The 24,646-nt window shown below is 69.4% G+C and carries 19 protein-coding genes; 10 read left to right on the top strand and 9 right to left on the bottom strand.

The window, feature by feature from the left end:
- From otsB to ACQPXB_RS28420, 7 genes are all read left to right on the top strand, one after another.
- Positions 1–3,318 (top strand): trehalose-phosphatase, encoded by a 3,318-nt coding sequence (gene otsB / locus ACQPXB_RS28450; RefSeq protein ID WP_432845063.1) that lies wholly within the window; start codon positions 1–3, stop codon positions 3,316–3,318.
- Positions 3,302–4,090 (top strand): HAD family hydrolase, encoded by a 789-nt coding sequence (locus tag ACQPXB_RS28445; RefSeq protein ID WP_366588870.1) that lies wholly within the window; start codon positions 3,302–3,304, stop codon positions 4,088–4,090. Before otsB ends, ACQPXB_RS28445 begins: the two co-directional genes overlap by 17 nt.
- Positions 4,087–5,085 carry an ROK family glucokinase gene (locus ACQPXB_RS28440; RefSeq protein WP_366588873.1) on the top strand — a complete coding sequence of 333 codons (999 nt, stop codon included), beginning with the start codon at positions 4,087–4,089 and terminating at the stop codon, positions 5,083–5,085. Before ACQPXB_RS28445 ends, ACQPXB_RS28440 begins: the two co-directional genes overlap by 4 nt.
- 196 nt (positions 5,086–5,281) lie before the next feature.
- A complete protein-coding gene (locus ACQPXB_RS28435; RefSeq protein WP_366588876.1) occupies positions 5,282–5,749 on the top strand; it encodes a hypothetical protein in 468 nt (155 codons plus the stop codon).
- A gap of 397 nt (positions 5,750–6,146) precedes the next feature.
- Positions 6,147–7,049 carry an ectoine hydroxylase gene (thpD, locus tag ACQPXB_RS28430; RefSeq protein ID WP_366588878.1) on the top strand — a complete coding sequence of 301 codons (903 nt, stop codon included), beginning with the start codon at positions 6,147–6,149 and terminating at the stop codon, positions 7,047–7,049.
- Positions 7,050–7,115: 66 nt separating this feature from the next.
- Complete coding sequence (locus tag ACQPXB_RS28425; RefSeq protein ID WP_432845062.1) at positions 7,116–10,139, top strand: DEAD/DEAH box helicase; 3,024 nt, start codon at positions 7,116–7,118, stop codon at positions 10,137–10,139.
- Positions 10,132–10,863, top strand: coding sequence for a hypothetical protein (locus tag ACQPXB_RS28420; protein ID WP_386944882.1), 732 nt, complete (start codon positions 10,132–10,134; stop codon positions 10,861–10,863). Before ACQPXB_RS28425 ends, ACQPXB_RS28420 begins: the two co-directional genes overlap by 8 nt.
- 42 nt (positions 10,864–10,905) lie before the next feature.
- Here the strand turns inward: ACQPXB_RS28420 and ACQPXB_RS28415 are convergent, their stop codons facing one another.
- Both ACQPXB_RS28415 and ACQPXB_RS28410 read right to left on the bottom strand, forming a co-directional pair.
- Positions 10,906–11,538 carry a GAP family protein gene (locus ACQPXB_RS28415; RefSeq protein WP_432845061.1) on the bottom strand — a complete coding sequence of 211 codons (633 nt, stop codon included), beginning with the start codon at positions 11,536–11,538 and terminating at the stop codon, positions 10,906–10,908.
- Positions 11,539–11,614: 76 nt separating this feature from the next.
- On the bottom strand, positions 11,615–13,972 hold the full coding sequence (locus ACQPXB_RS28410) for an arylsulfatase (protein WP_432845060.1): 2,358 nt from the start codon (positions 13,970–13,972) through the stop codon (positions 11,615–11,617).
- 225 nt (positions 13,973–14,197) lie between these two features.
- Here ACQPXB_RS28410 and ACQPXB_RS28405 point away from each other — a divergent pair, with 225 nt between their 5' ends.
- Both ACQPXB_RS28405 and ACQPXB_RS28400 read left to right on the top strand, forming a co-directional pair.
- Positions 14,198–15,148 (top strand): formylglycine-generating enzyme family protein, encoded by a 951-nt coding sequence (locus ACQPXB_RS28405; RefSeq protein WP_432845059.1) that lies wholly within the window; start codon positions 14,198–14,200, stop codon positions 15,146–15,148.
- Positions 15,149–15,170: 22 nt separating this feature from the next.
- Complete coding sequence (locus ACQPXB_RS28400) at positions 15,171–16,070, top strand: HAD family hydrolase (protein ID WP_432845058.1); 900 nt, start codon at positions 15,171–15,173, stop codon at positions 16,068–16,070.
- Between the two features lie 153 nt (positions 16,071–16,223).
- Here the strand turns inward: ACQPXB_RS28400 and ACQPXB_RS28395 are convergent, their stop codons facing one another.
- From ACQPXB_RS28395 to ACQPXB_RS28365, 7 genes are all read right to left on the bottom strand, one after another.
- The gene (locus ACQPXB_RS28395) at positions 16,224–16,421 is read right to left on the bottom strand and encodes a hypothetical protein (protein ID WP_432845057.1); all 198 of its coding nucleotides are present in this window, start codon (positions 16,419–16,421) and stop codon (positions 16,224–16,226) included.
- Between the two features lie 116 nt (positions 16,422–16,537).
- On the bottom strand, positions 16,538–17,200 hold the full coding sequence (locus tag ACQPXB_RS28390) for a GPR1/FUN34/YaaH family transporter (RefSeq protein WP_432845056.1): 663 nt from the start codon (positions 17,198–17,200) through the stop codon (positions 16,538–16,540).
- Between the two features lie 175 nt (positions 17,201–17,375).
- The gene (locus ACQPXB_RS28385; RefSeq protein ID WP_432845055.1) at positions 17,376–18,482 is read right to left on the bottom strand and encodes an NADH:flavin oxidoreductase/NADH oxidase; all 1,107 of its coding nucleotides are present in this window, start codon (positions 18,480–18,482) and stop codon (positions 17,376–17,378) included.
- 48 nt (positions 18,483–18,530) lie between these two features.
- Positions 18,531–19,511: a PDR/VanB family oxidoreductase gene (locus ACQPXB_RS28380; protein ID WP_432845054.1), complete on the bottom strand. Its 981-nt coding sequence runs from the start codon at positions 19,509–19,511 to the stop codon at positions 18,531–18,533.
- A 142-nt stretch (positions 19,512–19,653) separates the two neighbouring features.
- Positions 19,654–20,985 carry an MFS transporter gene (locus ACQPXB_RS28375; protein WP_432845053.1) on the bottom strand — a complete coding sequence of 444 codons (1,332 nt, stop codon included), beginning with the start codon at positions 20,983–20,985 and terminating at the stop codon, positions 19,654–19,656.
- A 177-nt stretch (positions 20,986–21,162) separates the two neighbouring features.
- Entirely contained in the window at positions 21,163–21,441 is a 279-nt protein-coding gene (locus ACQPXB_RS28370) for a hypothetical protein (protein WP_366588943.1), read from the bottom strand.
- Positions 21,434–22,747, bottom strand: a complete 1,314-nt coding sequence (locus ACQPXB_RS28365; RefSeq protein WP_432845052.1) for a Rieske 2Fe-2S domain-containing protein — start codon at positions 22,745–22,747, stop codon at positions 21,434–21,436. The genes ACQPXB_RS28370 and ACQPXB_RS28365 overlap by 8 nt, the downstream gene beginning before the upstream one ends.
- Before the next feature lie 288 nt (positions 22,748–23,035).
- On the opposite strand from ACQPXB_RS28365, the gene ACQPXB_RS28360 reads away from it, so the two are divergent.
- A complete protein-coding gene (locus ACQPXB_RS28360) occupies positions 23,036–24,277 on the top strand; it encodes a TetR/AcrR family transcriptional regulator (RefSeq protein WP_432845051.1) in 1,242 nt (413 codons plus the stop codon).
- Positions 24,278–24,646: the final 369 nt, after the last annotated feature.

Here is a 24,646-nt window from a genome sequence, read left to right as displayed (position 1 = left end):
ATGACCGAGCCGACGTCGAAAGTCCGGGAACTTCCCCACGCGCTGCGTGACGGTGATCGGTTCGCCGAGCGGCTGGCCGGCCGGCGCCCCGCGGTGTTCCTCGACTACGACGGTGTGCTGGCCCCGATCGTGGACCACCCCGAGGACGCCCTGATCTCCGAGCGCATGCGGGAAACGGTGCGCGCGCTGGCGATGCGCTGCCCGGTTTGCGTGGTCAGCGGGCGTGACCGGCTCGACGTGCAGCGGTTGATGGGAATCGATGACCTCGTGGTCGCCGGCAGCCACGGCTTCGACATCTGGAGCCCGGCCGCCGGCGAGATCCACCACGACGCCGCGAGCGGGTTCGAGGACGTCATCGGCGAGGTCACCGATCGCCTGCGCACCGAAACCGGCTCGATCCCGGGCGTGGTGATCGAACCGAAGAAGGCCTCGGTCGCGGTGCACTACCGGCTCGTCGACCCGGACGGGCGGCAGCGGATCACCACCGTGGTCGAGACACTCCTCGCCGAGCATCCGGATCGGCTGAAGATGACGCCGGGCAAGATGGTCTACGAGCTTCAGCCCAAGATCGACTGGCACAAGGGCAAAGCCGTCCTCCACCTGCTCCGCGCCCTGCACCTGGACTCGCCGGACGTGGTCCCGATCTACCTCGGCGACGACATCACCGACGAGGACGCCTTCCGGGCACTGGCCGATCGCGGCGGCGTCGGCATCTTCGTCGGACGGGCCGCCGACCCCGAGGTGGCCGATCGCGGCACGTCGGCCGACTTCGCGCTCTCCTCCCCGGAAGAGGTGGCGCAGCTGCTGTCCACTCTGGCCGTCGGCGAGGGCGAACCCCGAGACGAGCGGAAATCCGACTGCGTGGTCGTCTACGACCACTTCGATCCCGGCACCGAAGGGCTGCGGGAGTCGCTGACGTCCACGGGCAACGGGTACTTCTGCACCCGCGGCGCGGCCGAGTGGGAGGACGCGGACAAGATCCACTATCCGGGCACCTACGCCCACGGTGGTTTCAACCGCGAAACCACCATCCTCGGGGGCCGGCCGGTGCAGAACGAGGACCTGGTCAACCTGCCGAACTGGCTGGTGCTCAAGCTGCGCATCGAGGGCGAGGAGGCGATCCGGCTCGGCAACGTCGACCTGATCTCCTACGAGCACTCCTACGACATCCGGCTCGCGATGGTGCAACGGGTCCTGCGCTTCCGCGACCGCGCCGGCCGGGAGACGACGTTGCGCAGCCGCAGGTTCGTGAGCATGGCCCACAGCCACCAGGCCGGTATCGAGTGGACGCTGACGCCCGAGAACTGGTCGGGTCGCGTCGAGGTGATCTCCGGGCTCGACGGCCGGGTGACCAACCAGCAGGTCGCCCGCTACCGCGAGCTCGAGGGACGGCACCTCGACCCGGTGTCTCCGCGTACTTTCGGTCCGGAGACCATCGCGCTGAAGGTGCAGACCCGGCAGTCGGACATCTACGTCACCGAGGCCGCGCGCACCCGCGTCTTCCTCGACGACGAGCAGCTTCCGGTGGAGCGAGCCCTGGATCAGATGGACGACTACATCCAGCAGGTCATCACCTTCGATGTGGCGCGGGGCCGGCCGGTCCGGGTCGAGAAGATGGTGTCGCTGTTCACCTCGCACGACAACGCGATCACCGAGACGCTGGCGGCCGCGGGCCGGGGCGTCCTGCGCTACCCGGACTTCGCCGAGGCACTCGTGGAACACGCGTCGGCGTGGCGGGAGCTGTGGGCGGTGTCCGATCTCGAGCTCCCGCGGGAACCCCGGGTCGAGCTGCTGCTGCGGTTCCACGTGGCGCACGTGCTGCAGGTCTGCTCCCGGCACACCGCACGGCACGACGCGGGTGTCCCGGCCCGGGGGCTCAACGGCGAGGCCTACCGCGGGCACGTGTTCTGGGACGAGCTCTTCATCTACCCGTTCCTCAACTTCCGGCTGCCCACCATCACGCGCAGCTTGCTCCTCTACCGCTATCGCCGGCTCGCCGAAGCGCGTGCCGCCGCGCGGGAAGCGGGTTTCCGCGGCGCGATGTTCCCGTGGCAGAGCGGAAGTGACGGCACCGAAGAGACCCAGGTCGTCCACCTCAACCCGCTCTCCGGTTCGTGGGACCCCGACCTCAGCCACAACCAGCGGCACGTCAACGCGGCCATCTTCTACAACGTCTGGCAGTACTACCAGGCCACCGACGACCGGGAGTTCCTGCGCGACTACGGCGCCGAGCTGATGCTCGAGATCGCGCGGTTCTGGGCCTCGATCGCGCGGTACAACCCGGAACGCGACCGCTACGAGATCCACGGCGTGATGGGACCCGACGAGTTCCACGAGCGCCATCCCGGCAGCGAAGAAGGCGGTTTGCGCAACAACGCGTACACCAACGTGATGGTGGCCTGGATCTCCGGCACCGCTCCGCGGGTGCTGAGGTTGTTGCCGGCCAGCCGCCGCGCCGCGCTGAGCGCCCGCCTCGGCCTGACCGATGACGAGCTGCGCACGTGGGACGAGATGAGCCGCAAGATGTACGTGCCGTTCCACCCGGACGGCGTCATCAGCCAGTTCGAGGGCTACCAGGACCTCGACGAGCTCGACTGGGAGCACTACCGGGCCGAGCACGCGAACATCCAGCGGCTGGACCGGATCCTCAAGGCCGAGGGCGAAGATCCCGACCGGTTCAAACTGGCCAAGCAGGCCGACGCGGTCATGTTGTTCTTCCTGTTCTCCGGCGAGGAATTGCGCACGCTCTTCCACCGGCTCGGCTACCAGCACGATGCGGAGCTGGCCCGGCGCACGATCGACTACTACGACCGGCGCACCTCCCACGGTTCGACGCTGAGTCTCGTCACCCACGCCGGCGTGCTCGCCGCACTGGACCCGAAGAGTTCCTGGGATCGGTTCATCGTGGCGCTGGAGAGCGACATCGGTGACGTCCAAGGAGGAACGACGAAGGAAGGCATCCACATGGGTGTCATGTCCGGGACCTTGGACCTGCTGCAGCGCTACTACGTCGGCAGCGCCGTGCGGGACGGCGTCCTGTTCTTCGCGCCGACCCAGCTCAACCGGCTCGACGGCCTGGTTTTCCCGATGCAGTACCGCGGCGTACCGCTGCGGGTGTCGATCACGGGCGACGAGCTGACCGTCTTCGCGCTCCCGCAGGGTTTCCGCGGGCCGGTCTTCGTCGGCGTCGGGGACGAGGTCCACGAGCTCGGGGCGGGGGACAGCCGGGTCTTCACCGTGTCCGCCGAGCCCGCGCCGGCGGCGGTGGCGAGCCATGCCGGCCACGCGGAAGGGAGCCACCATGGCGAAAGGCTTTGAGGGCGCGATCTTCGACGTCGACGGCGTGCTCGTCGACTCCCCGCACGAGCGGGCATGGAAGGACTCGCTGCGTGAGCTGATGGAGACCGAGTGGGCCGACATCCGCGACCGGACCACGTGGTCGGACGACCGCTTCACTCCGCAGGTCTACCAGCAGGTGATGTCCGGCAAACCGCGGGCCGCCGGAGCGCTGGCCGCTCTGGAGTACTTCGAGGTGCCCGACGCGAAGGCGCGCGTCGAGCTCTACGGTGCGCACAAACAGGAAATGGTCATCAAGCTCATCGAGGCCGGCGAGTTCGAGGCCTATCCCGACGCGCTGCGCTTCGTCCTCGCGGTGAAGGCCGCGGGCATCCCGACCGCGGCCGCGTCGTCGTCGAAGAACGCCGGGCTTTTCCTCCGGCAGATCCGCCTCGACACCTTCGCCGCGCAGAACGGCCTTTCCGCCGGCTTCGTGACGCCCGGACTGAGCCTGCTCGACTCGTTCGACGCGGACATCTCGGGCCGCGACTTCGCCCACGGCAAGCCGCATCCGGAGATCTTCCTGACCGGCGCGGCCGAGCTCGGCGTCGCCCCCGAAGACTGCTTCGTCGTCGAGGACGCGGCCAGTGGCATCGAGGCCGCGAAGGCCGGCCGGATGGCGGCGCTGGGCATCGCCAGGGCCGACGACGAGGCGCTGCTCGCGGCCGCGCGGGCCGACCTCGTGGTGACCTCCCTCGACGAGATCGACGTCGCGGCGCTCGGCCGCCACGTCCTGACCGGGCGGGCGCCATGAGCAGCCCGGCGGCGGAGGCGGTTCCCCGGCCCCTGCACGAGGCCGCCGAGGGGACCCTCGCCATCGGCGTCGACATCGGGGGCACCAAGATCGCCGCGGGGGTGGTCGACGAGAGCGGGCACATCGTCGCGCGCACCCGGCGTCCGACGCCCGCCGACGACCCGTCGAAGACCCAGGATTCCATCGCCGACGCCGTTCGCGAGCTGACCAGCGAGTACACCGTGGTCGGGGTCGGTCTCGGCGCGGCGGGGTTCGTCGACGAGAAGCGGTCGACCGTGATGTTCGCGCCGAACCTCGCCTGGCGGGACGAGCATTTGCGGGAGTCGCTGGAGGACCGGCTCGGCGTGCCGGTGATCGTGGAGAACGACGCGAACGCCGCCGCGTGGGCCGAGGCCCGGTTCGGCGCCGCCCGCGGCGAGAGCCACGTCGTCATCCTGACCATCGGGACCGGGATCGGCGGTGGGGTCGTCCTCGACGGGAAGCTCTACCGGGGCCGCTTCGGGCTGGCCGCCGAGATCGGGCACTTCACCATCGTCCCCGACGGACGGCGCTGCGGATGCGGCCTGCACGGCTGCTGGGAGCAGTACGGCAGCGGGCGTGCGCTGGTGCTCGAGGCGCAGGAGCAGGCGACGGTCGCGCCCTCGATGGCCCAGGAGCTGCTGCGGCTCGCCGGCGGACGTCCGGCGGGCATCACCGGCCACCTCGTCACCGAGGCTGCGCAGTCGGGCGACGTGACCGCCCTGAACTGCTTCGACGAGCTGGGCAAGTGGCTCGGGCGCGGGATGGCCGCGCTGGCCGCGATCCTCGACCCGGGCATGTTCGTCATCGCCGGCGGCGTGTGCGAGGCCGGGGAGATTCTGCGCGCGCCGACGGAGGCCGTCTTCCGCAAGAACCTCACCGGCCGCGGACACCGACCCGCCGCGAAGGTACGGATCGCCGAGCTGGGCAACGAGGCCGGCCTCGTGGGCGCCGCGGACCTGTCCCATGTGCGGTGAGCCAGGCGGGTTCCAGGCGCCGGCCGGGATTCTCGACCGGGGAGTCCTTTGTGGACATCTTGGCCCGGATTGCGCGTGGGTTCCACGTCGGCTCTACCGCGACCGCTGCGGCCCTTCGCCCGTAGACCGCGGTAGGTGCGGCGACCTATCATGAGATTGCACAGTGTGTCAAGGGCTGACCGGGTGGGTGGTCGTCATGCGTAGTTACCTCGTGGTCGCGAACCAGACCCTGCTGGGTCCGGAGCTGCAGAAAGAGCTCCACAAGAGGATCGAGGCGGGGCCGAGCTCCTTCTACGTGCTCGTCCCGAACACCGCCGCCGCGCAGTACCACACGGTGCCCGCCGCCGGTGGCTTGATGCCGATGCCCAGCGTCGTGCTGGACTTCGGCCGGCCCGCCTCCGACGAGGAGGCGACCACGCAGGCCCGGCAACGGCTGGACCAAGTGCTCGCCGACCTCGCCGCCCGGAAGGTCCAGGCGGACGGCGGCCTCGGGAGCGCCCAGCCGCTCGAAGCCATCGAGAAGGTGCTCGCGGGCCGCGAGTTCGACGAGATCATCGTGGCCACGCTGCCCCGGCGCGCCTCGCGCTGGCTCCGGGCCGACCTGCCACACCAGGCCGAGCGCCGGTTCGGCCTGCCGGTCACCACGATCACCACAAAACGCTGATCAGGCAACGCGCGAGAAATCACCTTTCTGTCTGATCGGGTGCCGAGCCGGAAACTTTTCACGACGAACTTTTCACCGCGCCGGCCCGGCAGCCGAAATCGATCCGTGGCCCTGTTCGGCGCCACCACTGCCGACCGGGAAGACTCCGCGGCCGGGATCGCGAGCTGGGCCGGGTTCCCGGGTTACGCAAGCATGCGAGGGGTGCCGGCGAAGGAATTGTCGATCAGTTCGACGGTCCGGCGGCGTCTTTTTCACGACGGCGTGCCGCGCCAAGGCGGGTGAACACGCGCGATACCCCGCCGTCCGGCAATCGAACCGGGCGGGCGCAGTTCCTGCCGATCTCCGGAATTTTCCCGTTAATGTGGATTCCGTTCGGGTTCGGAAGGAGCTGGGACGGATGACGGGCACCAAGACCGAAGACAGATATCCGACGCGGATCGGCGGCGAGCCGGCGTTGCTGCGCCGGGAGGTGCCCGTGGTGTGGCCGGGCCGGCTGCGCGAGCCGTTCACCCCGGCCGAGCTGGCCGCGCACGCCGAACGGGGGTATTCGATCGTCCCGTCGTCGGTCACGGACGAGGAACTGGACGTGCTGCGCGCGGAGCTGGACCGGCTGTGCGCCGACGAGACGCTGGCAGCGGACGAACGCGTGGTGCGGGAGAAGGCTTCCGGCGCGGTGCGGTCGATCTTCGAGGTCCACCGCATCAGCCGGCTCATCGCACGGTTGGTGCGCGATCCCCGGGTGCTGGACCGGGCCCGGCAACTGCTCGGCTCGGAGGTGTACGTGCACCAGAGCCGGATCAACTGCATGCCCGGCTTCCGCGGCAAGGGTTTCTACTGGCACTCCGACTTCGAGACCTGGCACGCCGAAGACGGCATGCCCGTTCCCCGCGCGGTCAGCATGTCACTGGCACTGACGGACAACTACCCCTTCAACGGCGGCCTGATGGTGATGCCCGGTTCCCACCGGGAGTTCGCGCAGTGCGCCGGCGCCACGCCGGGGGACCACTACCGCGATTCCCTCAAGGAACAGCAGGTCGGTGTGCCCGACGAGGCCACGATCACGCGCCTGGCGGCGGCCCACGGGATCGACCAGTTCACCGGTCCTGCCGGCCACGCGCTGTGGTTCGACGCCAACCTGATGCACGGATCCGCCGACAACATCACCCCCTACCCGCGGGCCAACGTTTTCGTGGTCTTCAACAGCGTGGAGAACACCTTGCGGGAACCGTATGCCGCGGCCGCGCCGCGTCCCCCGTTCGTCGCCGCCCGCGACTTCACGCCCCTCGCGCCCACGCACTAGCCGCAACCTGGCCCTGCCGTGCGACGATCTGCGGGGAACGCAGATCGGACGAAGGAGCCACAGACCTTGCCCTTGGTGCACGCTCTGTGGTCTCCGGGCCGGGGTCTGCTGCTCTGGGCGGAGCACGACCGAGGCCCGGCCGGCACGTCGAGCCGTTCGGCGCGGATCGCGCTTCCGCATCCGTTCGCCGTCTCCAGCACGAAGCTGACCGCTCTGCATCCCGGAAAGCCCACGTCGGTGACGTTGCTGCTGCCGTCGCGGGCGAACCGGCCGCTCGCCTCCTCCGAGGCGGCGGCGGGTGGCAAGCGGCGTGGGCCGGCACCGTCGCTGCGGCCGTGGTCGGTGCCGGCGTTGATCGTGGACGCGACCGAACTGGACGACCTCGACGATTCGGCTTCGTACGGCTCTTCGGTCACCTACTTGCGGGCGGTGGCCCGCCTGGCCGCGGATCTGGTGCGGCGCGGGCGGGTTCTGCCGACGCTGGTCCGCCAGGGCGATGTGGCCGAGGCGCGGTGGCGCCCGGTGCTCCAGGGCGTGGATTTCGTCGCGTTCGACGCGCTGGTCGCGGCCATGCCACCGGTCGGGCGGGCCGAGCAGATCGCGCCGCTCACCGGGGCCTCGCCTCGCGCACTCGTCACCGATGCCCTCCACACCCTGGTCGACGCGGCGGTCCGCGACCGGCTGGCGCGGGCGGATCCGCCCGTCGACCTGCGCGCGGGCCGCGGCCTGGCCGGGGTGTGGCTGTCCGCTTTGCAGGGCGGCGCCGCCCGCGTCGAGCTGCCGCTGGGTGAGCTCGGTGTCCTGGCCGACGCGGTCGCGAAGTGGGACGAGGTCGCCGATACCGACGTCGTCGACGGCCGGGCGTGTTTCCGGCTGGCCGAAGTCGGCACCCTGCGTCCGCAGGACGCGGACGATCCCGACGACCAGACCGGCGACGGCACCAAGTGGCAGCTGCAGTTCCTCCTGCGGGCGACGGCCGATCCGAGCTTGCTGCTGCCGGCGGAGCAGATCTGGTCGGGCCGGGCGATCGGGCTGGTCCGGGATCCCGAGGGGCTGCTGGTCGCCGAACTGGGCCGGGCCGCGCTGGTGGAACCGATGCTGGCGCCGGCCCTGCGCCGGGACCGGCCGGCCGAGTACGACCTGACCTTCGAGGAAGCCGAACTGTTCCTCACCTCGGGTGCGACCCGGCTGGTCGAGGCCGGGTTCGAAGTGCAGCTTCCGGCCACCTGGGACGGCCGGCGCCGGCTCGCGCTGCGGCTGTCCGTCCGCAGCGCTCCCTCGGAACAGGTCGTCGCCCGCAGCCGGGTGGGCCGCGACGAGCTGGCCGGGTTCCGCTGGTCGATCGCGGTGGGCGACGACGAAATCGGCGAAGAGGAGCTGGCCCGGCTCGTCGCGGCGAAGACCTCGCTGGTGCGGCTGCGGGGCAGGTGGATCAGCGTCGACGCCGACCGGCTGCGCGCCGGTCTCGAGTACCTGCGCCGCGACCCGCACCGGCAGATCCGGGGCATCACCGCCGCCGAGCTGCTGGAGCTCGTCCACCTCGGGCAGGAGACGCCGCTGCCGGTCACCGACGTCAGCGCCGACGGCTGGGTCGGGGACGTCCTGGCCGGACGGGTCCACCGGACACTCCAGCCGGTCGAGCTGCCGCCGTCGTTCCGCGCCACCCTGCGCCCCTACCAGCAGCGGGGTGTCGCCTGGCTGGTGTTCATGTCGGCGCTGGGGCTCGGCGCGTGCCTGGCCGACGACATGGGTCTCGGCAAAACCGTCCAGACGCTGGCCTTCGAGGCCGTCGAGCGCGCCGGCCACGACCACGGGCCGACGCTGGTGCTGTGCCCGATGTCGCTGGTCGGGATGTGGCAGCGGGAGGCGGCGAACTTCGCCCCGGGGCTGCGTGTCCACGCCCACCACGGCAGCGCCCGCGCACACGGGGACGCGCTCGCCGAGCAGGTCGCCGCGGCCGACCTCGTCGTCACGACCTACGCCACCGCCGCCCGCGACGCCGACGAACTCGAGACGTTCACCTGGCGGCGCCTGGTGCTCGACGAAGCGCACGCCATCAAGAACGCCGACACCGCGACGGCCAAGGCGGTGCGCCGGTTCGCGGCCGGGCACCGGCTCGCGCTGACCGGCACCCCGGTGGAAAACCGGCTGGCGGACCTGTGGTCGGTGCTGGACCTGCTCAACCCCGGGCTGCTCGGCAGCAGGTTCGAGTTCCGGCAGCGGTTCGCGGTCCCGATCGAGCGGCGGGGCGACACCGCCACGGCCGCCGCTCTGCGCCGGCTCACCCAGCCGTACCTGCTGCGCCGGGTGAAGACGGACCCCGCGATCGTCCCCGAGCTCCCGGAAAAGATCGAAATCAGGCAGGAATACCGGCTCACCCGCGAACAGGGCACGCTGTACAGCGCGATCGTCGACGAGATGATGAAGAAGATCGAGAACAGCCGGGGCATCAAGCGCCGCGGCCACATCCTCGCCGCGATCACGAAACTCAAGCAGGTCTGCAACCACCCCGCGCACCTGCTGCACGACGGCTCCCCGATCGGGCACCGCTCCGGCAAGGTCGCCCGCCTCGAAGAGATCCTGGCGGAAATCCTGGCATCGGGCGATCGGGTGCTGTGCTTCACGCAGTACACCGAATTCGGTCATATGCTCGTGCCCCATCTGTCGGAGCGGCTCGGCGTCGAAGTCGCGTTTTTGCACGGCAGCCTGGCAAAAGGGGCGCGAGACGCGATCGTGGAACGCTTCCAGTCCACAGACGGGCCGCGGATCCTCTTGCTCTCGCTCAAGGCAGGCGGTTCCGGGCTCACGCTGACCGCCGCCGGCCAGGTCCTGCACCTGGACCGCTGGTGGAACCCGGCCGTGGAGAACCAGGCCACCGACCGGGCGTTCCGGATCGGGCAGGGCCGCAACGTCCAGGTGCGGAAGTTCGTCTGCCCGGGCACCATCGAGGACCGCATCGACACCTTGATCACGAAGAAGCGCGCGCTCGCGGGCATGGTCGTGGGCGAGGGCGAAAGCTGGCTCACGGAGCTGTCGACGGACGCGCTGCGCGGAGTGCTCACGCTGGGGGAGGACGCGATCGATGACTGAGCCACTCCCGTGGTGGGCGACCCGGTTCATCCGGGCGTTGACGGCGATCGGCGTTCTCCTGCCGGCGCGCGGCCAGGGGCGCGTCGTGTCGCTGGAGGTCGGTGCCGGGCGCGTCGACGCCACGGTGCAGGACGGCCGCCCCCAGCAGGTGCGGATCGGGCTCACGGCGTTCGGGAAAACGGACTGGGCGGCGATCACCCATGCCCTCGCCGCGAAAGCGTCGGCCACGGTCCAGCTGCTCAGCGGCGAGCTGCCCAGTGACGTCGAACAGATCTTCACCGCGCTGCGGCTGCCCTTGTTCCCGTCGTCGGCGCGGGAGGTGTCACTGGACTGCACCTGCCCGGACGTCGAGGTGCCGTGCGGCCACCTCAACGCGGTGTTCTCGGCGCTCGTGGCGCAGGTCGGCGACGATCCGTTCACCGTCCTCGCGTTGCGCGGCCGGGACCGCGAAACGCTGCTCGAAGAGCTGAAGAACCGGCTCATCTCCGCGGAGCCGCTCGATCCGGACGACCGGTCTCCGGCCCTGACCGAGGTCATGGACTCCTTCTTCGACTGCGGTCAGGCCCCGGGCCTGGGCGGCGCGGCGCCGTTGCCCGGGCCGCGAGCGCAGTTCGACGCGCTGCTCGGCCAGGCCCCGCCGTTCGCGATCACGGTGGGCGGTGAAGACGTCACCGAGCTGCTCCGCCCGGCGTACCGGGCCCTCGCCGGAGAGCACGGCGGTTAGCTTCGGCACCCGGTGTTCCCCGGTTCGTCCCGGCGGTGTGGATCACACGAGGTGGGCGATGCCCGAGCCGATGAGGAAGATGCCGTAGCCGGCCGCCACGACGACGATGATGGTGCGGCCGTGTCGTGCCAGCCACGCGTTCACGGCGGTGACCCAGCGGATCGTCGTCTCCGGCCAGATGGCGTGGGCGATGATCGGTATCTCGATCAGCAGCATGTAGATCACGGCGACGAGGATGATGCTCAGCGCCGTCACCAGCAGGCTGGCGTGCGCCTTGGCGATCGCGTGCAGCGAGGCCAGGTACAGCGCCGTCGGCGTGTACATCAGTATCCCGACGCCCAGCAACCCGATCACGCCGAGCTCGCGGCGCTTCTTGGCGGCCTTGGGTCCGCGCGGCGGCCGGAACCAGACCACCAGGGCGAAGGCCACCAGCACCACGCCGATGGTGAGGTCGATCCAGGCCGGCACGGTGTGGTGCTGGGGGCTCTCGGCTCCGCTGCTCTGCAGCACCAGCACCGAGAGGAAGCCGAAGCCGAGGGTGATGAACACGGCGCCGGCCAGGAAGATCAGCGCCCGCTTCCTGGGTTGCGGATTGACCAGCAGGAACGCCATGAACAGCAAGGCGGGCGGGTAGATCGCCGCACCGAACGCGGCGGGAACAGCTTCGGACAACATCGCCGTCGGCACCTCCTCGGGGCCGGCCGGCCGGCGGCGACCCCGGGGGAGGTGCCGTCGGCAGACCGGCGTGCGGCTACTCGCGCATGAGCATCGCCTCGGCCTCGCGCTCCTGGTCGACGTAGGGTTCGCCGCTGACGTCGATCACGACCCGTTTGATGGTGCCGCCGGTGAACCGGTGGGGGCGCTGTCCCCGGTAGTCGTCGGTGACGGCGGCCCCGCTGTCGCGGCCGACGCACAGGCCCTCGCCGGCGAGTTCGAACGCGCCGGGTTGTGTCTTGATGCGGCCTTCGCCGACCTTCTGGTCGCCGTGGTAGAGCGACAGGGTTCCGGTGGCGATGCCGGGCGGGTCCTCACCGTCCTTGTCGAACGAGGCCGCGAGGATCAGGTTCTCACCCGTCGGCAGATCCTCGGTCCCGTCGATCTTCTGCTCCAGCATGCCGACGAAGTTGTAGACGTAGTGCAGGCGGTTGTCCTTGACGTAGAGCGCGTGTCCGCCGAACCGCGCGCCGTGGGCGAACAGCACGCCCTCGGCGCCCTTGCCGGGAATGTCCACAAGGGACCCGATCGAGTAGGACCGGTTGCGGATGTTGACCGCCTGTTGTTCGGGAACGTCGGCGACGTCGGCGTAGTAGACGTACCGGTTGCGGGCCGCGGACAGCTGCGGCCTCGGCGTGTTGAGGATTTCCAGTGGTGACCGGTCGTCGAGCGGGAACGCGCCGTTGGCGTCGGCCTCCGCGAACCAGAGCCGGATCAGCTCCTCGAGCTTCTCGGGCCGTTCGGCCGCAAGGTCGTGCACCTCGGAGCGGTCGACGTCGGTGTGGTAGAGCTGCCACACGTCGTCGTCGAAGTGGCTCCAGCCGCTGATCGTCGGGTGTGTCGTCACGGCCTTCCAGCCCTCGTGCCAGATCCCGCGCGAGCCGAGCATCGAGTAGAACTGGGTGGATCTGGCCGACGGCGCCGAGGGATCCGCGAAGCTGTAGCGCATGCTCACCCCGTCGAGCGGGCTCTGCGCGTGTCCTTTGATCGCCTCCGGCACCTGCACGTCCAGGCAGTCGAGCATCGTGGGCACGAGGTCGATCGCGTGGTGGTACTGGTGGCGGATCTCGCCGCCGTGCCCGAGAACCGCGGGCCAGGAGATGATGCACGGGTCGGCGGTGCCGCCGTTGAACTCGTAGCGCTTCCACATCTTGAACGGCGTGTTGAAGGCCATCGCCCAGCCGTTCGCGTAGTGGTTGTAGGTCTTCGGACCGCCCAGCTCGTCGAGCATCGCGAGGTTCTCGTCGAGGTCGTCGGGGATGCCGTTGAACAGTTTGTTCTCGTTCACCGAACCGTCGGGGCCGCCCTCGCCGCTGGCGCCGTTGTCGGAGACCAGGATGACGAGCGTGTTGTCCCGTTGCCCGGTCTCTTCCAGGTGGTCGAGCAGCCGGCCGATGTGGTGGTCGGCGTGGGCGAGGAAGCCGGCGTAGACCTCGGCCATGCGCGCGAAGAGCCGCTTCTCCCGGTCGGACAAGGAGTCCCACGGCTTCGTGTAGTCCAGCGGCGGGAAGGGCTGCCCGTCCGGGCCTTGGCGGGTCTGGGGAGTGCCGATCGGGTTGATCGGCGGGAGTTCGGTGTCGGCCGGCACGATGCCGAGGTCTTTCTGCCGCGCCAGCACGGTTTCGCGCAGCGCGTCGTAGCCCAGGTCGAATCGGCCGGCGAATCGTTCGATCCACTCCCGCGGTGCGTGGTGCGGCGCGTGGCACGCGCCTGGCGCGCAGTAGAGGAAAAACGGCTTGTCCGGCGCGATCGCCTTGGCGTCCTTGATGAACTCGATCGCCTTGTCGGTGATGTCGTCGGTGAAGTGGTAGCCCTCCTCCGGGGTCTTCGGCTGGTCCACGGGGTGGTTGTCGTACACGAGGTCGGGGTACCACTGGTTCGTCTCGGCGCCGAGGAAGCCGTAGAACCGCTGGAACCCGCGCCCGGTCGGCCAGTTGCGGCGCGTCGCGGCGAGGTTCATCTCGTCGGTCGGGCACAGGTGCCACTTGCCGACGATGTAGGTGTTCCAGCCCCGCTCCTCGAGGATCTCGGAGATCATGCTGTTCTCCGGCGGGATCGTGCCGTTGGCATTCGGGAAACCGATCGCCGCCTCGGTGATGCACGCCATCGCGTTGCGGGTGTGGTTGCGCCCGGTGAGCAGGCAGGACCGGGTCGGTGAGCACAGCGCGGTGGTGTGCCACTGCGTGAACCGCACGCCGTCGGCCGCGATGCGATCGATGTTGGGGGTCTCGATGACGCCGCCGTAACAGCTCATCGCGGAGTACCCGACGTCGTCGAGAACCAGGTACACCACGTTCGGGGCACCCTCGGCCGCCTGTGCTGGTTCGAAGGGTGCCCAGTCGGGCACCGAGTCGCGGATGTCGACGTTGATCTTGCCCTGGAACGAGTTGCTCATGTCACTCCTCGGATCCCCCGGGTGAAGGCGGCCTCGACCACCCCATCCGACCGCGTGCGGCGGCGCCCGGCTTCACCTGCACCAGGTGAACACCGCAGGGGTCGGGCTCGCGCCGTTCCGTCGTGGGGATCGTCCGGCGCAGGTCACCCGGCACGGGTGATGAAGCGCGATCGGGCCCGCTGCGAATGTGTGGCGACGTCGCGCACAGCAGACAGGGGACACCGGATGGCCACGGCGCACACGGGGCAGGGCCGTCGGCCGGCCGTGGCCGCGAAGCCGGACCCGACGACGGGAATGGTGTGGATCGCCGGGCGCACGTTCGCGATGGGCTCCGACGAGCACTACCTGGAGGAAGCCCCGGTCCACGACGCGACGGTCGGCGGGTTCTGGATCGAGCCCACCGCGGTGCGCAACCGTGACTTCGAGCGCTTCGTCCGCGCCACGGGCCACGTCACGCTCGCCGAGCGGGCACCCGATCCGGCGGACTACCCGGATGCGGCGCCTGAGCTTCTCGTGCCGGCGTCGTCGGTGTTCGTCGCACCGCGGCACGAGGTCGACCTGCGCAACGCCTACAACTGGTGGAGCTCCGTGCCCGGTGCGGACTGGCGCCACCCGTCCGGCCCGGGCAGCTCGATCCGCAAGCGGCCCGACCATCCTGTAGTGCACCTGGCGTGGGAGGACGCCGAGGCCTACGCGCAGTGGGCCGGCAAGGACATCCCCACCGAGGCGGAGTGGGAGCTCGCCGCGCAGGGCGGGCTCGACCGCGCCGGCTACGCGTGGGGTGACGAGCTCACCCCCGGCGGCGTGTGGATGGCCAATACCTGGCAGGGCCGGTTCCCGTACACGAATACCGGCGCCGACGGATACCTGGGCACCGCGCCGGTCGGCCGATACCCGCCGAACGGATACGGCCTCCACGACATGATCGGCAACGTGTGGGAGTGGACCGCGGACTGGTACTCCGCCCACGACGAGCGACCCGGCTCCTGTTGTGGCCCGAGTCCGCGGGACCGCAGCATCGCACGGGGTGAACGCGTTCCGCGCAAGGTGATCAAGGGCGGCTCGTACCTGTGCTCGCCGGACTACTGCCGTCGCTACCGGCCTGCCGCCCGCATGGGGCAACCGGTCGACACCGCGACCTGCCACGTCGGTCTCCGCTGCGTGGTCCGGCCCTGACCCCGGGAAGGACGGTTGCCTCGTGCTGACCACCTGGCGTGAGGGCGCGGCGAAGAAGGCGATCACCGAGTTCGTCGAGCACGCCTGGGACGTGCCGGCCGACGAACGGGTGGCGACCTTCGACAACGACGGCACGCTGTGGTGCGAGAAACCGGTTCCGATCCAGCTGGACTTCATCCTGCGCCGCCTCGTCGCGATGGCGGGGGAGACTCCCGAGCTGCGCTCGCGGCAGCCCTGGAAAGCTGCGTACGACAACGACCTGGCGTGGTTCGGCGCGGTGGTCGCCGCGCACTACGCCGGGGACGACACCCAGCTCCCCACCCTCGCGGCCGGGGTGCTCGAGGCGTACGCCGGCATCGGCGTCGAGGACTTCGAAGCCCAGGCGAACGAGTTCCTGACCACCACGCGGCACCCCACGTTGCGCAGGTCGTACGCGCGCTGCGCCTACGCGCCGATGGTCGAACTGCTGGCGCACCTGCGCGACAACGGCTTCAGCACCTACATCGCGTCAGGCGGCGGCCGCGACTTCATGCGGCCCATCAGCCAGGCGGTCTACGGCGTGCCGCGCGAGCAGGTCATCGGCAGCACCGCGACCCTGTCCTACGAGGACGACGAGCACGGCGGCACCATCCGCCACCAACCCGTCCTCGACTACCTCGACGACGGCCCGCAGAAGCCCGTCCGCATCTGGAGCCGCACCGGACGCCGGCCCCTGCTGGCCGCGGGCAACGCCAACGGCGACATCCCCATGCTCCGCTTCACCCACCACGCCGGCAAACCGACCCTGCGCCTCCTCGTCCTCCACGACGACCCCGAGCGCGAGTTCGCCTACACCGCCGGCGCCGAACAGGCACTCGAACAGGCCGGCCGCGACGGCTGGACCGTCATCAGCATCCGCGACGACTGGCACACCGTCTTCTGAGCGGTTGACGCTCTCACCGGGGCTTCCCGCCCACCGGGGCCCGATCCGGAGCCGCCGGCCGACGCGCGATCCACCGACCTTTCCACCACGTGGAAACGCCCGCGGCGCGAAGGCCGCCCGCCGCTTTACCTTCGGGACGGTGATCGACAAAACTCACGGAGGGACCCGATGAGCCCCGTGGTGAGGGCTTTCCTTGGCGGCGTCGAGGTAACCGGGGAGGTCGGCGTCGGCACGGGTGGACCAGCGTTCGTAGGCAGCGCGGCAGGTGGGGAGTACCGAGCGGCCGACCGCGAGCGGGTAGAGCGAGCCCGTGGGCCGGCCGGTGCTCAGGGCGACGACATCGGACGGCACGCTCCCAGGCTTCGTGGTGGATGGTGGCGCTGGTGGCGAGGTCGGAGCCGGCGCTGATCAGGCGCCGCAGAAGATCGCGCAAGCTCTCCGGCGCTTCACCGGCCCACGCGGGGGTGTCAGCGAGTGAGCAGGGGCCGGCCGAGTGGAAGCCCGCGGCCGCCGGTTTCGGTGGACATGAGGTCGGCGTAGAGGTAGACGGAAACGGCGACGAAGGCGAACACGACGGCGCCGCCGGCGCGGGTGAGGCCGGTGGCCCCGGTCATGGTGCCGGCGAGGAGCAGGGCGAGGGCGAGGTCCACCAGGCCGAGCAGGAGGGTGAAGCTCGACGGCAGGCGCAGGGTGACGAGCGTGAGCAGGACGATGGTGACCAACCAGGACAACAGCCAGGTGACCTGGGCGTCGGTGGCGGAAACGACGGAGGTGCCGAACCAACCGTGGGCCAGGCCCAGCGTGAGGGCGGCGTAGCTGGCGTAGAACCCGAAGAACACGGCGAACAAGCTGGCGGACGCGTTCTGCCCGAGGGCCGCGGCCCAGACGGTGGTGATCAACAGCCCGATGACCGTGCAGGTGCCGAGGATGGCGAGCGTGGCGCCGGAGGCACCGCCGGGCATCGCGCCGATGTTGATGAGGCCGAGGCCGACGGCGCCCGCGATGACGGTGGGGATGCCCACGACTCCCGGGTTACCCGCCAGCGGGTTGGCGGTTGGGGCTTCCGGGTCCGTGGGCTTTCCGGTGGCGCCCGCAACGGGGCCTTGTGCGTGCTCGGAGATGACGGTCATCGCGGTGCTCCTTCGTGGTGCGGATCAGATCGGGGCGCCGAGGAAGATGGCGCCCGATACCGCCGGTCGCCCGGGGATACGACCGCGCGTGCTCGAGCCAGTCGTCGAACCGGGCTCACGGGACGGCTCGATACGACGGCGAGCGCAAGCGGCCCGTCCGGCGTCGGCAAGGGCGTCACGGTCGTGCGCGGTTGTATTGGACCGGCGTCCGGACCTCGCCCCCGAGCTCGGTCGCGGCTCGGCGCGCCCAGTACGGGTCGCGCAGCAGCTCGCGCGCCAGCAGAACCGCGTCGGCCCTGCCCGAGGTGACGATCTCCTGCGCCTGCGCGGGCTGGGTGATCAATCCGACGGCGGCGACCGGTATCCCGGCCTCGGCGCGGACGCGCTCGGCGAACGGCACCTGGTAACCAGGACCCCGGACGATCTTCGCATCGGGCACGTTGGCGCCGGTGGACACGTCCATCAGGTCGACGCCGTGCGCCGGCAGCTCCTTGGCGAAGCGGACGGTGTCGTCGGCGGTCCAGCCCTCGCGGTCGTCGTCGGGGTTCTCGGTGAGCCAGTCCGTGGCGGAGATGCGGAAGAACACCGGCAGGTCCTCCGGCCACACCCGCCGGACGGCGTCGACGACCTCCCGGGCGAACCGCGTCCGGCCCTCGAACGAACCACCGTACTCATCGGTGCGGTGGTTGCTGTACGGCGAGAGGAACTGGTGGATCAGATAACCGTGCGCGCCCTGGATCTCCACGACCTCGAACCCGGCTTCCAGGGCACGTTCCGCAGCCGCCGCGAACTCCTGGACGATCTCGCCGATCCGCGCCCGGGTCAGCGCCTGCGGGACGGTCGAGGAATCGCTGAACGGGATCGCACTGGGACCGACCGGCGTCCAGCCGTGCGGTTCGCCCGGTGCGAGGCGGCGGCCGCCGTCGACCCAGGGGCGCTCCACACAGGCCTTCCGGCCCGCGTGCGCCAGCTGGATTCCGGCGGTCGTGCCCTGGGCCTTCAGGAACGCTGTGATACGGCGAAAGCCGTCGACCTGCGTGCGGTTCCAGATACCGAGGTCGTGCGGGCTGATCCGGCCCTCCGGGCTGACCGCGGTGCCCTCGGTGAGGATCAATCCGGTACCACCCGCGGCGCGCGCGGCGAGGTGGGCGAAGTGCCAATCCGTCGGAACACCGACCTGCTCGCCGTCGGGCGCCGCGCTGTACTGGCACATCGCCGACATCCAGATCCGGTTCGGGATCGTCAGCGACCGCAGCCGGTACGGGGTGAAGAGCGTGTTCAACCTCGACTCCTTTGTGGACTTCGGGTTCGGGCCGGGGTCCGGAACCGCCTAGAGATCCAGTGTCAGATGTGCCGTCTTCGCTCGGGAAACACAGATCATCATCACGTTGTTCTCGGCGCGTTCCTCGTCGGTCAGGAGCATGTCGCGATGGTCGGGGACGCCCTCGAGGACAGCGGTCTCGCAGGAGCCGCAGACCCCCTCCTCGCACTGGGACACCTGCCGGACACCCGCGTCGCGAAGAGCGACCAGAATGCTTTCACCGGCGGGAACGGTCCGCCGGACACCCGACCTCGCACACCTGACCTCGAACGCCGCGTCCTGAGACGTGTCGATGTCGTCGGCGGCGAACCGTTCCGTCCGCACCGGAACGTGCGGCGGTGCGGCATTCTCGATCGCGCCCAGCAGACGGGAGGGACCGCAGGCGTAGACGGAGGTGCCCGGGGCCAGCCGCTGAAGCAGCCCTGGGACGTCGAGCCGCCGGGTCCCCGACGGATAGAGGGTCACGCGGTCGCCGTAGCGGGCGGTGAGCTCGGCGACGAAGGCCATACTCTCGGCGCTGCGCCCCGCGTAGTGCAGTTCCCATTGCACGCCGCGAGAACGCGCCTCCTCGATCATGGCCCGGATCGGCGTGATCCCGATCCCGCCGGCGACGAACACCACCGGACCGCTGCCGGCGAATGCGAAGTGGTTCCGCAGGCCACTGATCCGAAGCGTCGCACCTTCGGCCACCTGGCTGTGCAACCAGGACGACCCGCCTCGCGACTCGGGCTCCCGCAGGACGGCGATGCGCAGAAAATCGGCGCCGGGCGGTCCGCACAGTGAGTACTGGCGAGTCAGTCCGGCTTGAGGAATGTCCACGTCGACGTGCGCGCCCGCCGACCACTGTGGCAGCGGCGTCCCCGGCGGTGGCGCGAGATCGAGCGTCATCACCGCATCGGCCACGCTTCGGCGGCGAACGACGCTGAATTCGCTCGGGAAGACGCCGGTGCCACCGGCAACTGTTTCGATGCTGGACGAGGAGAGCGGCACGAGCATCCTTTCAGGGAGAGAAGACGATTTACCGGTGTCCGCGGCGAGGTGCGGGCCGACGTCGCGGTTCGAGCCGCAAGGGCGGCCGACCGGGCGGGCGAGCGGGAGCACCGCTCGCCCGCCGGATCTCGCGACGGTCGGTTCAGGCCACGGCCGGCAGCGTGGCCTGCTCGCGATTCTCCTTCGCTGCCTTGCCGAGCAGGCTCATGGACACGAAGCTGATCACGCACAGGGTGACGGAGTATCCGGCCACGGCCATCCAGGATCCGGTCGCGGTCAGCAAAGCCTGCGCGATGAACGGCGCGAATCCGCCACCGAGGACCGCTGCCACCTGGTAGCTCAGCGAAATCCCGGTGTAGCGCACCTTGACGCTGAAGGTGGCGGCGAGGATCGAGGCAATCGGCGCGTACGCCGCAGCGTTGAAGGCGTTGCCGAGCATGCGCACGGCGAGGATCGCCGCGAAGGACCCGGTGTTGACGATCAGGTAGGTCGGGAAGGCGAGCAGCGCCAACCCGATGAGTCCGACGTAGAAAACCGCTCGGTTGCCGACCCGGTCGGCCACCCGCGCCGCCACGAAAGTCATGCCGGCGTTGACCGCCGAACCCATGATCGTCACCAGCAGCATCGACGAGGCCGGTACTCCGGCGTGCGTCGTGGCGTAGGACAGCAGGAACACCTGGCCGAGGTAGAAATCCGTGCTCGTCACGATCGTCAGGCCGATCGTCAGCGCGACCGAGCGGGGGTACCTGGTCAGCACCTGAAGCAGCGGCGGGCGTTGCGGCCGCTTGCTCTTGGCCGCGAACTCCGGGCTCTCGGGCACGCCCGAGCGCACGACGATCGCGATGGCCACCACCACGATGCTGAGCAAGAACGGGATTCGCCAGCCCCAGGAGAGAAGCGCCTGGCGGTCGAGTGCACCTTGGAGCACGAAGAACATCGCCGCCGAGAGGAGATAGGCGATGGGAACGGCCGCCTGGGTGAAGGCGCCGTAGAACGTGCGACGGTGCCGCGGTGCGTGCTCGATGGCCATCAGCGTGGCGCCGCCCCACTCGCCGCCGGCGGCGAAGCCCTGGAGCAGCCGGAGCAGCACGAGCAGTGAAGGCGCCCAGATCCCGATCGCCGCGTAGGACGGCAGGATGCCGATCGCGACGGTGGCGCCTCCCATGAGCAGGACCGTCGCCACGAGCATCGGGCGACGTCCGTACTTGTCGCCGAGGTGCCCGATGATCACCGCGCCGAGCGGGCGCATGACGAATCCCGCGCCGAAAGCGGCGAACGCGGTGAGCGTGCCCGTCGCCGGATCACTGCTCGGGAAGAAGACCTGGGAGAAGATCAGGGCGGCGGCCGTGCCGTAGATGAAGAAGTCGTACCATTCTATCGTCGTGCCGAGCATCGCCGCCGCGAGTACCCGCGCGGTGCTCACCTTTCTCTGGGGCAAAGTCGGATCTTTCGACTCGGCCGAAGCTTCGATCATGACCGTACCTCCGTTGGTGCGGTGGGATTCGAGGGTGAAAACAGGCTGCAGCTATTTCTCGTACCGGGTTTCGATCTGATCGCGGGCGCCGGAAGCGGCTTTGCTTCGGCATGCCGATGATTCGCTACGAGAGCGAAACAATTAAATGAAGTTCCGCGCGGGGAGTCGTCGATCCGTTCAGGACCGCAGCGACGGACGCGGAATCGGAATTTCCCGGTTGGTCTCCACCCGATGCCGCAGCCATTGCTCGCGCTGCCTTTCGAGCTGGTCATGGGCGTCGAGAGCGTCCCTGCTCTCGGCGACACACCCGGCCAGCTCCGGGTATTCGAGGCGGCAGACCCACTCGCCGCTTTCGGACTCGCGAGTGGACACGTCCATCATGTACGGAATGGACAGTGCGCGCTCGAGGGCGCCGTCGCCAGAGGTGCGGCCGGCGGCTTCGCTCGGCTCAGACACCGGCGGCCAGCGCGGGATCGGTCGTCGGCTTCTCGGTGCCGTCACGGAGCCCTTGCGTCGCGGTGAGCCAGTCGGCGCCGGTCGGCAGCACGACCCCGCCGGAGCGCTGCCGGTAGAGGTCGGGCTCGTTGGCACCGGGGGGAAGTTCGCCGCTGTCGACGAAGGTGCGCAGAGCTCGCAGGATCCTCCGCCGGACGCGGATGACCATCACGTCGGAGCTGCCGAGGTGTTCATGGCGGCGGTCCAGGACGCCTCCCATGCTCTCGGTCATCGCCCGGTCCTCGAGCGGCACGCTGTCGAGGCCGGTGAAGCTGCGCCCACTGCGCTGGGCGTCACGGTCGATGTCGTAGTCGTTGTCGAGCGTACGAGCGGAGCGGAACCGGCCGTGCCAGTCGGTGGTGTTCGGCAGGAGCTTGAGATTCTCGTACGTCTCGGCGCCGATCGCGAGATCGCTGGGCACCTCGTCCGCGGTGGCCAGGTAGACCATGGTGTGCTCGTCGTCGAGGGGCACCCGTGCGGTCACGGTCTTCGAGCTGCCGAGAAGCCCGGTGGGGATCATGGTGTAGAACGGGAACAGGTAGTGGGCGATGCGCCAGTAGGTCTCCTGATCGTTTCCGGCAGGTCGATACGCACCGTAGGACGAGCCGAATTCGGTGTCGACCACCTTGTACCTCGGGGCCCGGTCCTCCAGCATGTGGCGGAGGAAGGTGCCCTCGGGCGCGGCATCGTCGGCCAGGTGCCCCACGTGCAGAAATCCGAAGTGGCTCGTGTCGATGTCGCCTTCGAGAGCCTGGAGCCAGTTGCAGTTGATCTGGAAGACGTTCACCGCCTTCGTCGCGCTCGGTCCCTCGTCGAAGAACTCCAAGGCGGGCAGCGGCGGCGGCTCGGCCTGTGAGCCGAGGTAGGCCCACACGAGCCCGCCCCGTTCGACAACCGGCACGGACCTGGCTCGGACTTTGTCCTTGAAATTGCTCTCGGCCGGCTCGTTCGGCATGTCGAGGCACCGCCCCGAGACGTCGAACTTCCACCCGTGGTAGACGCACCTCAGGCCGCCCTCTTCGTTGCGCCCGAAGAACAACGAAGCGCCGCGATGCGGGCACTGCGCGGAAAGCATCCCCACGGATCCCGAACTGTCGCGGAACGCGATGAAGCGTTCGCCCAGAAGGAGAACGCGGACCGGGTCGCAGTCGGGCGCGGGCAACTCCGTGGACACCAGCGCGGGCATCCAGTACTCGCGCATCATCGACCCCATCGGGGTGCCCGGTCCGACCTTGGTGAGTAGCTCGTTGTCACTCGAGCTGAGCATCGCTTCTCCTCGACTTTGAGGCGCGCCGCGTACACGCAACGCACGAACGGAACCCCTGGTCCGACCCGGGGCAGGAACTCGAACATCGTTCAGCTTCGGTATTTACGCACTTGATCTCGACGCCTGTCAAGCACGTCTTTCGGCAGGTCTGCCCCCGGCAGGTCGACCGTCCGGGGCGGCGGCTGTAGCGTCAGGACGGTGTCGACAGCCCCTGAGAACTCGCCGGCGAGCCCCGCGAACGTTGCCCTCCCGCCTCAGGAACGAGGGCGGACGCGGCATGCCCGGATCGTGCGCGCCACGGCACTCTTGATCGATTCGGCGCCCTCCTCGGGGCGCCGGCCGCTGACGCTCCGCGGAATCGCCGAGGCCGCCGACGTACCCGTGGCGTCGATCTACCACTACTTCCCCGACGTGGACTCGATCGTCGCCGCCGTGGCCACCCAATACGGCAATGAACTCAGCTCCGCTGTCGAAACTGGGGTTTCCCGCCCGACCGAATCCCCGAGTGCGCTGCTGGACACCATTTTCACCATCTATCGAGAGTTCTTCGCGGCGCGACCCGGCCTGCGCGAGCTTTGGTTCGACCGGAAAGCCTCGGAGAAGGTCGTCGAAATCCACCGCTACTTCCGCGCCGGCCTGGCCGAGATCCTGCGCTCGGGAATGCACGTGTATTCGACCGAGCCGCACGATCTTCTGGCTTATCAAACGTGGATCGAAATCACCGGAATCCTCTGGGAACTGGCTTTCCAGTCCGATCCCGAGGGGGACCCGCGCGTAGTCGCGGAGATTCGCGAAGTGTCCGAGCGCTTCCTTCGCAGGCGATTGGGTCTCGAATTTCCCCCGACCGACCGGGAAGGCCGGAAAGACCACGACCAGTCCGGCGCAAGCCTCTCGGCGCCAGCGGGAGAGTCGGCGCCCCATGCCTGGGAGCTGCCACTTCCGCCACAGGCGCGAGGGCGGAAGAACAGGGCGCAGATCCTGTCGGCCGCGTCGGCGATCATCGATTCCCAGGGCCCGCACGGCCCGGACGTGAACGTCCGCGCCATCGCCAGTGCGGCCGGGACGTCACCCGGGTCGATGTATCGCTACTTCGAAGACCTCGATTCCCTGGTGGCCGCGGTCGCCGACACGTACATGCACGACCTCCTGGCAGTTCTCGACGAGGTGGAGGCCGCTTCCGAAGGGCAGGACTTCGCCGCGTTCAACAAGCGCAAGATGGTTGCGTACCAAGCCTTCTTCGCGCGACGTCCGGGCCTGCGGGAGCTTTGGTTCGATCGCCGCGCCTCCGAAAAGGTGCAGGAAATCCATGCCCACTATCGCCGCGTCCTCGCCGAGCGCAACCACCAGGCGATGTCCCGCTACGCCCCCCGTCCCGGGGAACTGTTCGGCCACACGCTGCACATCGAGGTGACGGGCGCCCTGTGGGACCTGGCTTTCACACTGGATCCTGAAGGGCACCCGTACGTGATCGACGAAATCGAGGAGCTCGGCATCGACTTCGTGCGGCGTCTTCGCGAAGGTTCGAGCTGACGAACCGGCACGGATACGGGACGAAGCTTCAACGAAAGTCTGTACATCCGTCGGTTGTCTGTAGAAGGATCTGTCTCACTCTGCCGGTCGGGGGGTGTCGGTCCCCTTGGCGGCACGGGGACAGGGGTCCGAAACCGACGTCACGACGCGCCTTCTCTTGCGCGGCTGGTGGGGCGCTGTGCGGAAGGGAGTGCGCCTGGTGACTGCCGAGATTCGGTCCTGGGCCACACCGACGATGCGATCGTGGTGAGTGCGTCGACGAGTCTGATGCTGTCGTGGTGACTGTGGTGTCGAGTGATCGTTGCAGCCTGTGGAGCCCACCCCGGACGCCAGTGGCCTCGGGGACCAGGATCGCCCGCGGCACCGTAG

It is taken from the genome of Amycolatopsis sp. CA-161197 (assembly GCF_050942255.1).
Taxonomy (GTDB): Bacteria; Actinomycetota; Actinomycetes; order Mycobacteriales; family Pseudonocardiaceae; genus Amycolatopsis.
The sequence above is the reverse complement of the archived record's forward strand: the minus strand, read 5'-3'. Positions and strand labels throughout refer to the sequence as shown.

What these genes read in the sequence shown, in the direction of transcription:
- otsB (WP_432845063.1), top strand. Translation starts at nt 1, where the DNA reads ATGACCGAGCCGACGTCGAAAGTCCGGGAACTTCCCCACGCGCTGCGT.
- ACQPXB_RS28445 (WP_366588870.1), top strand. Translation starts at nt 3,302, where the DNA reads ATGGCGAAAGGCTTTGAGGGCGCGATCTTCGACGTCGACGGCGTGCTC.
- ACQPXB_RS28440 (WP_366588873.1), top strand. Translation starts at nt 4,087, where the DNA reads ATGAGCAGCCCGGCGGCGGAGGCGGTTCCCCGGCCCCTGCACGAGGCC.
- ACQPXB_RS28435 (WP_366588876.1), top strand. Translation starts at nt 5,282, where the DNA reads ATGCGTAGTTACCTCGTGGTCGCGAACCAGACCCTGCTGGGTCCGGAG.
- thpD (WP_366588878.1), top strand. Translation starts at nt 6,147, where the DNA reads ATGACGGGCACCAAGACCGAAGACAGATATCCGACGCGGATCGGCGGC.
- ACQPXB_RS28420 (WP_386944882.1), top strand. Translation starts at nt 10,132, where the DNA reads ATGACTGAGCCACTCCCGTGGTGGGCGACCCGGTTCATCCGGGCGTTG.
- ACQPXB_RS28415 (WP_432845061.1), bottom strand. Translation starts at nt 11,538, where the DNA reads ATGTTGTCCGAAGCTGTTCCCGCCGCGTTCGGTGCGGCGATCTACCCG.
- ACQPXB_RS28410 (WP_432845060.1), bottom strand. Translation starts at nt 13,972, where the DNA reads ATGAGCAACTCGTTCCAGGGCAAGATCAACGTCGACATCCGCGACTCG.
- ACQPXB_RS28405 (WP_432845059.1), top strand. Translation starts at nt 14,198, where the DNA reads ATGGCCACGGCGCACACGGGGCAGGGCCGTCGGCCGGCCGTGGCCGCG.
- ACQPXB_RS28390 (WP_432845056.1), bottom strand. Translation starts at nt 17,200, where the DNA reads ATGACCGTCATCTCCGAGCACGCACAAGGCCCCGTTGCGGGCGCCACC.
- ACQPXB_RS28375 (WP_432845053.1), bottom strand. Translation starts at nt 20,985, where the DNA reads ATGATCGAAGCTTCGGCCGAGTCGAAAGATCCGACTTTGCCCCAGAGA.
- ACQPXB_RS28365 (WP_432845052.1), bottom strand. Translation starts at nt 22,747, where the DNA reads ATGCTCAGCTCGAGTGACAACGAGCTACTCACCAAGGTCGGACCGGGC.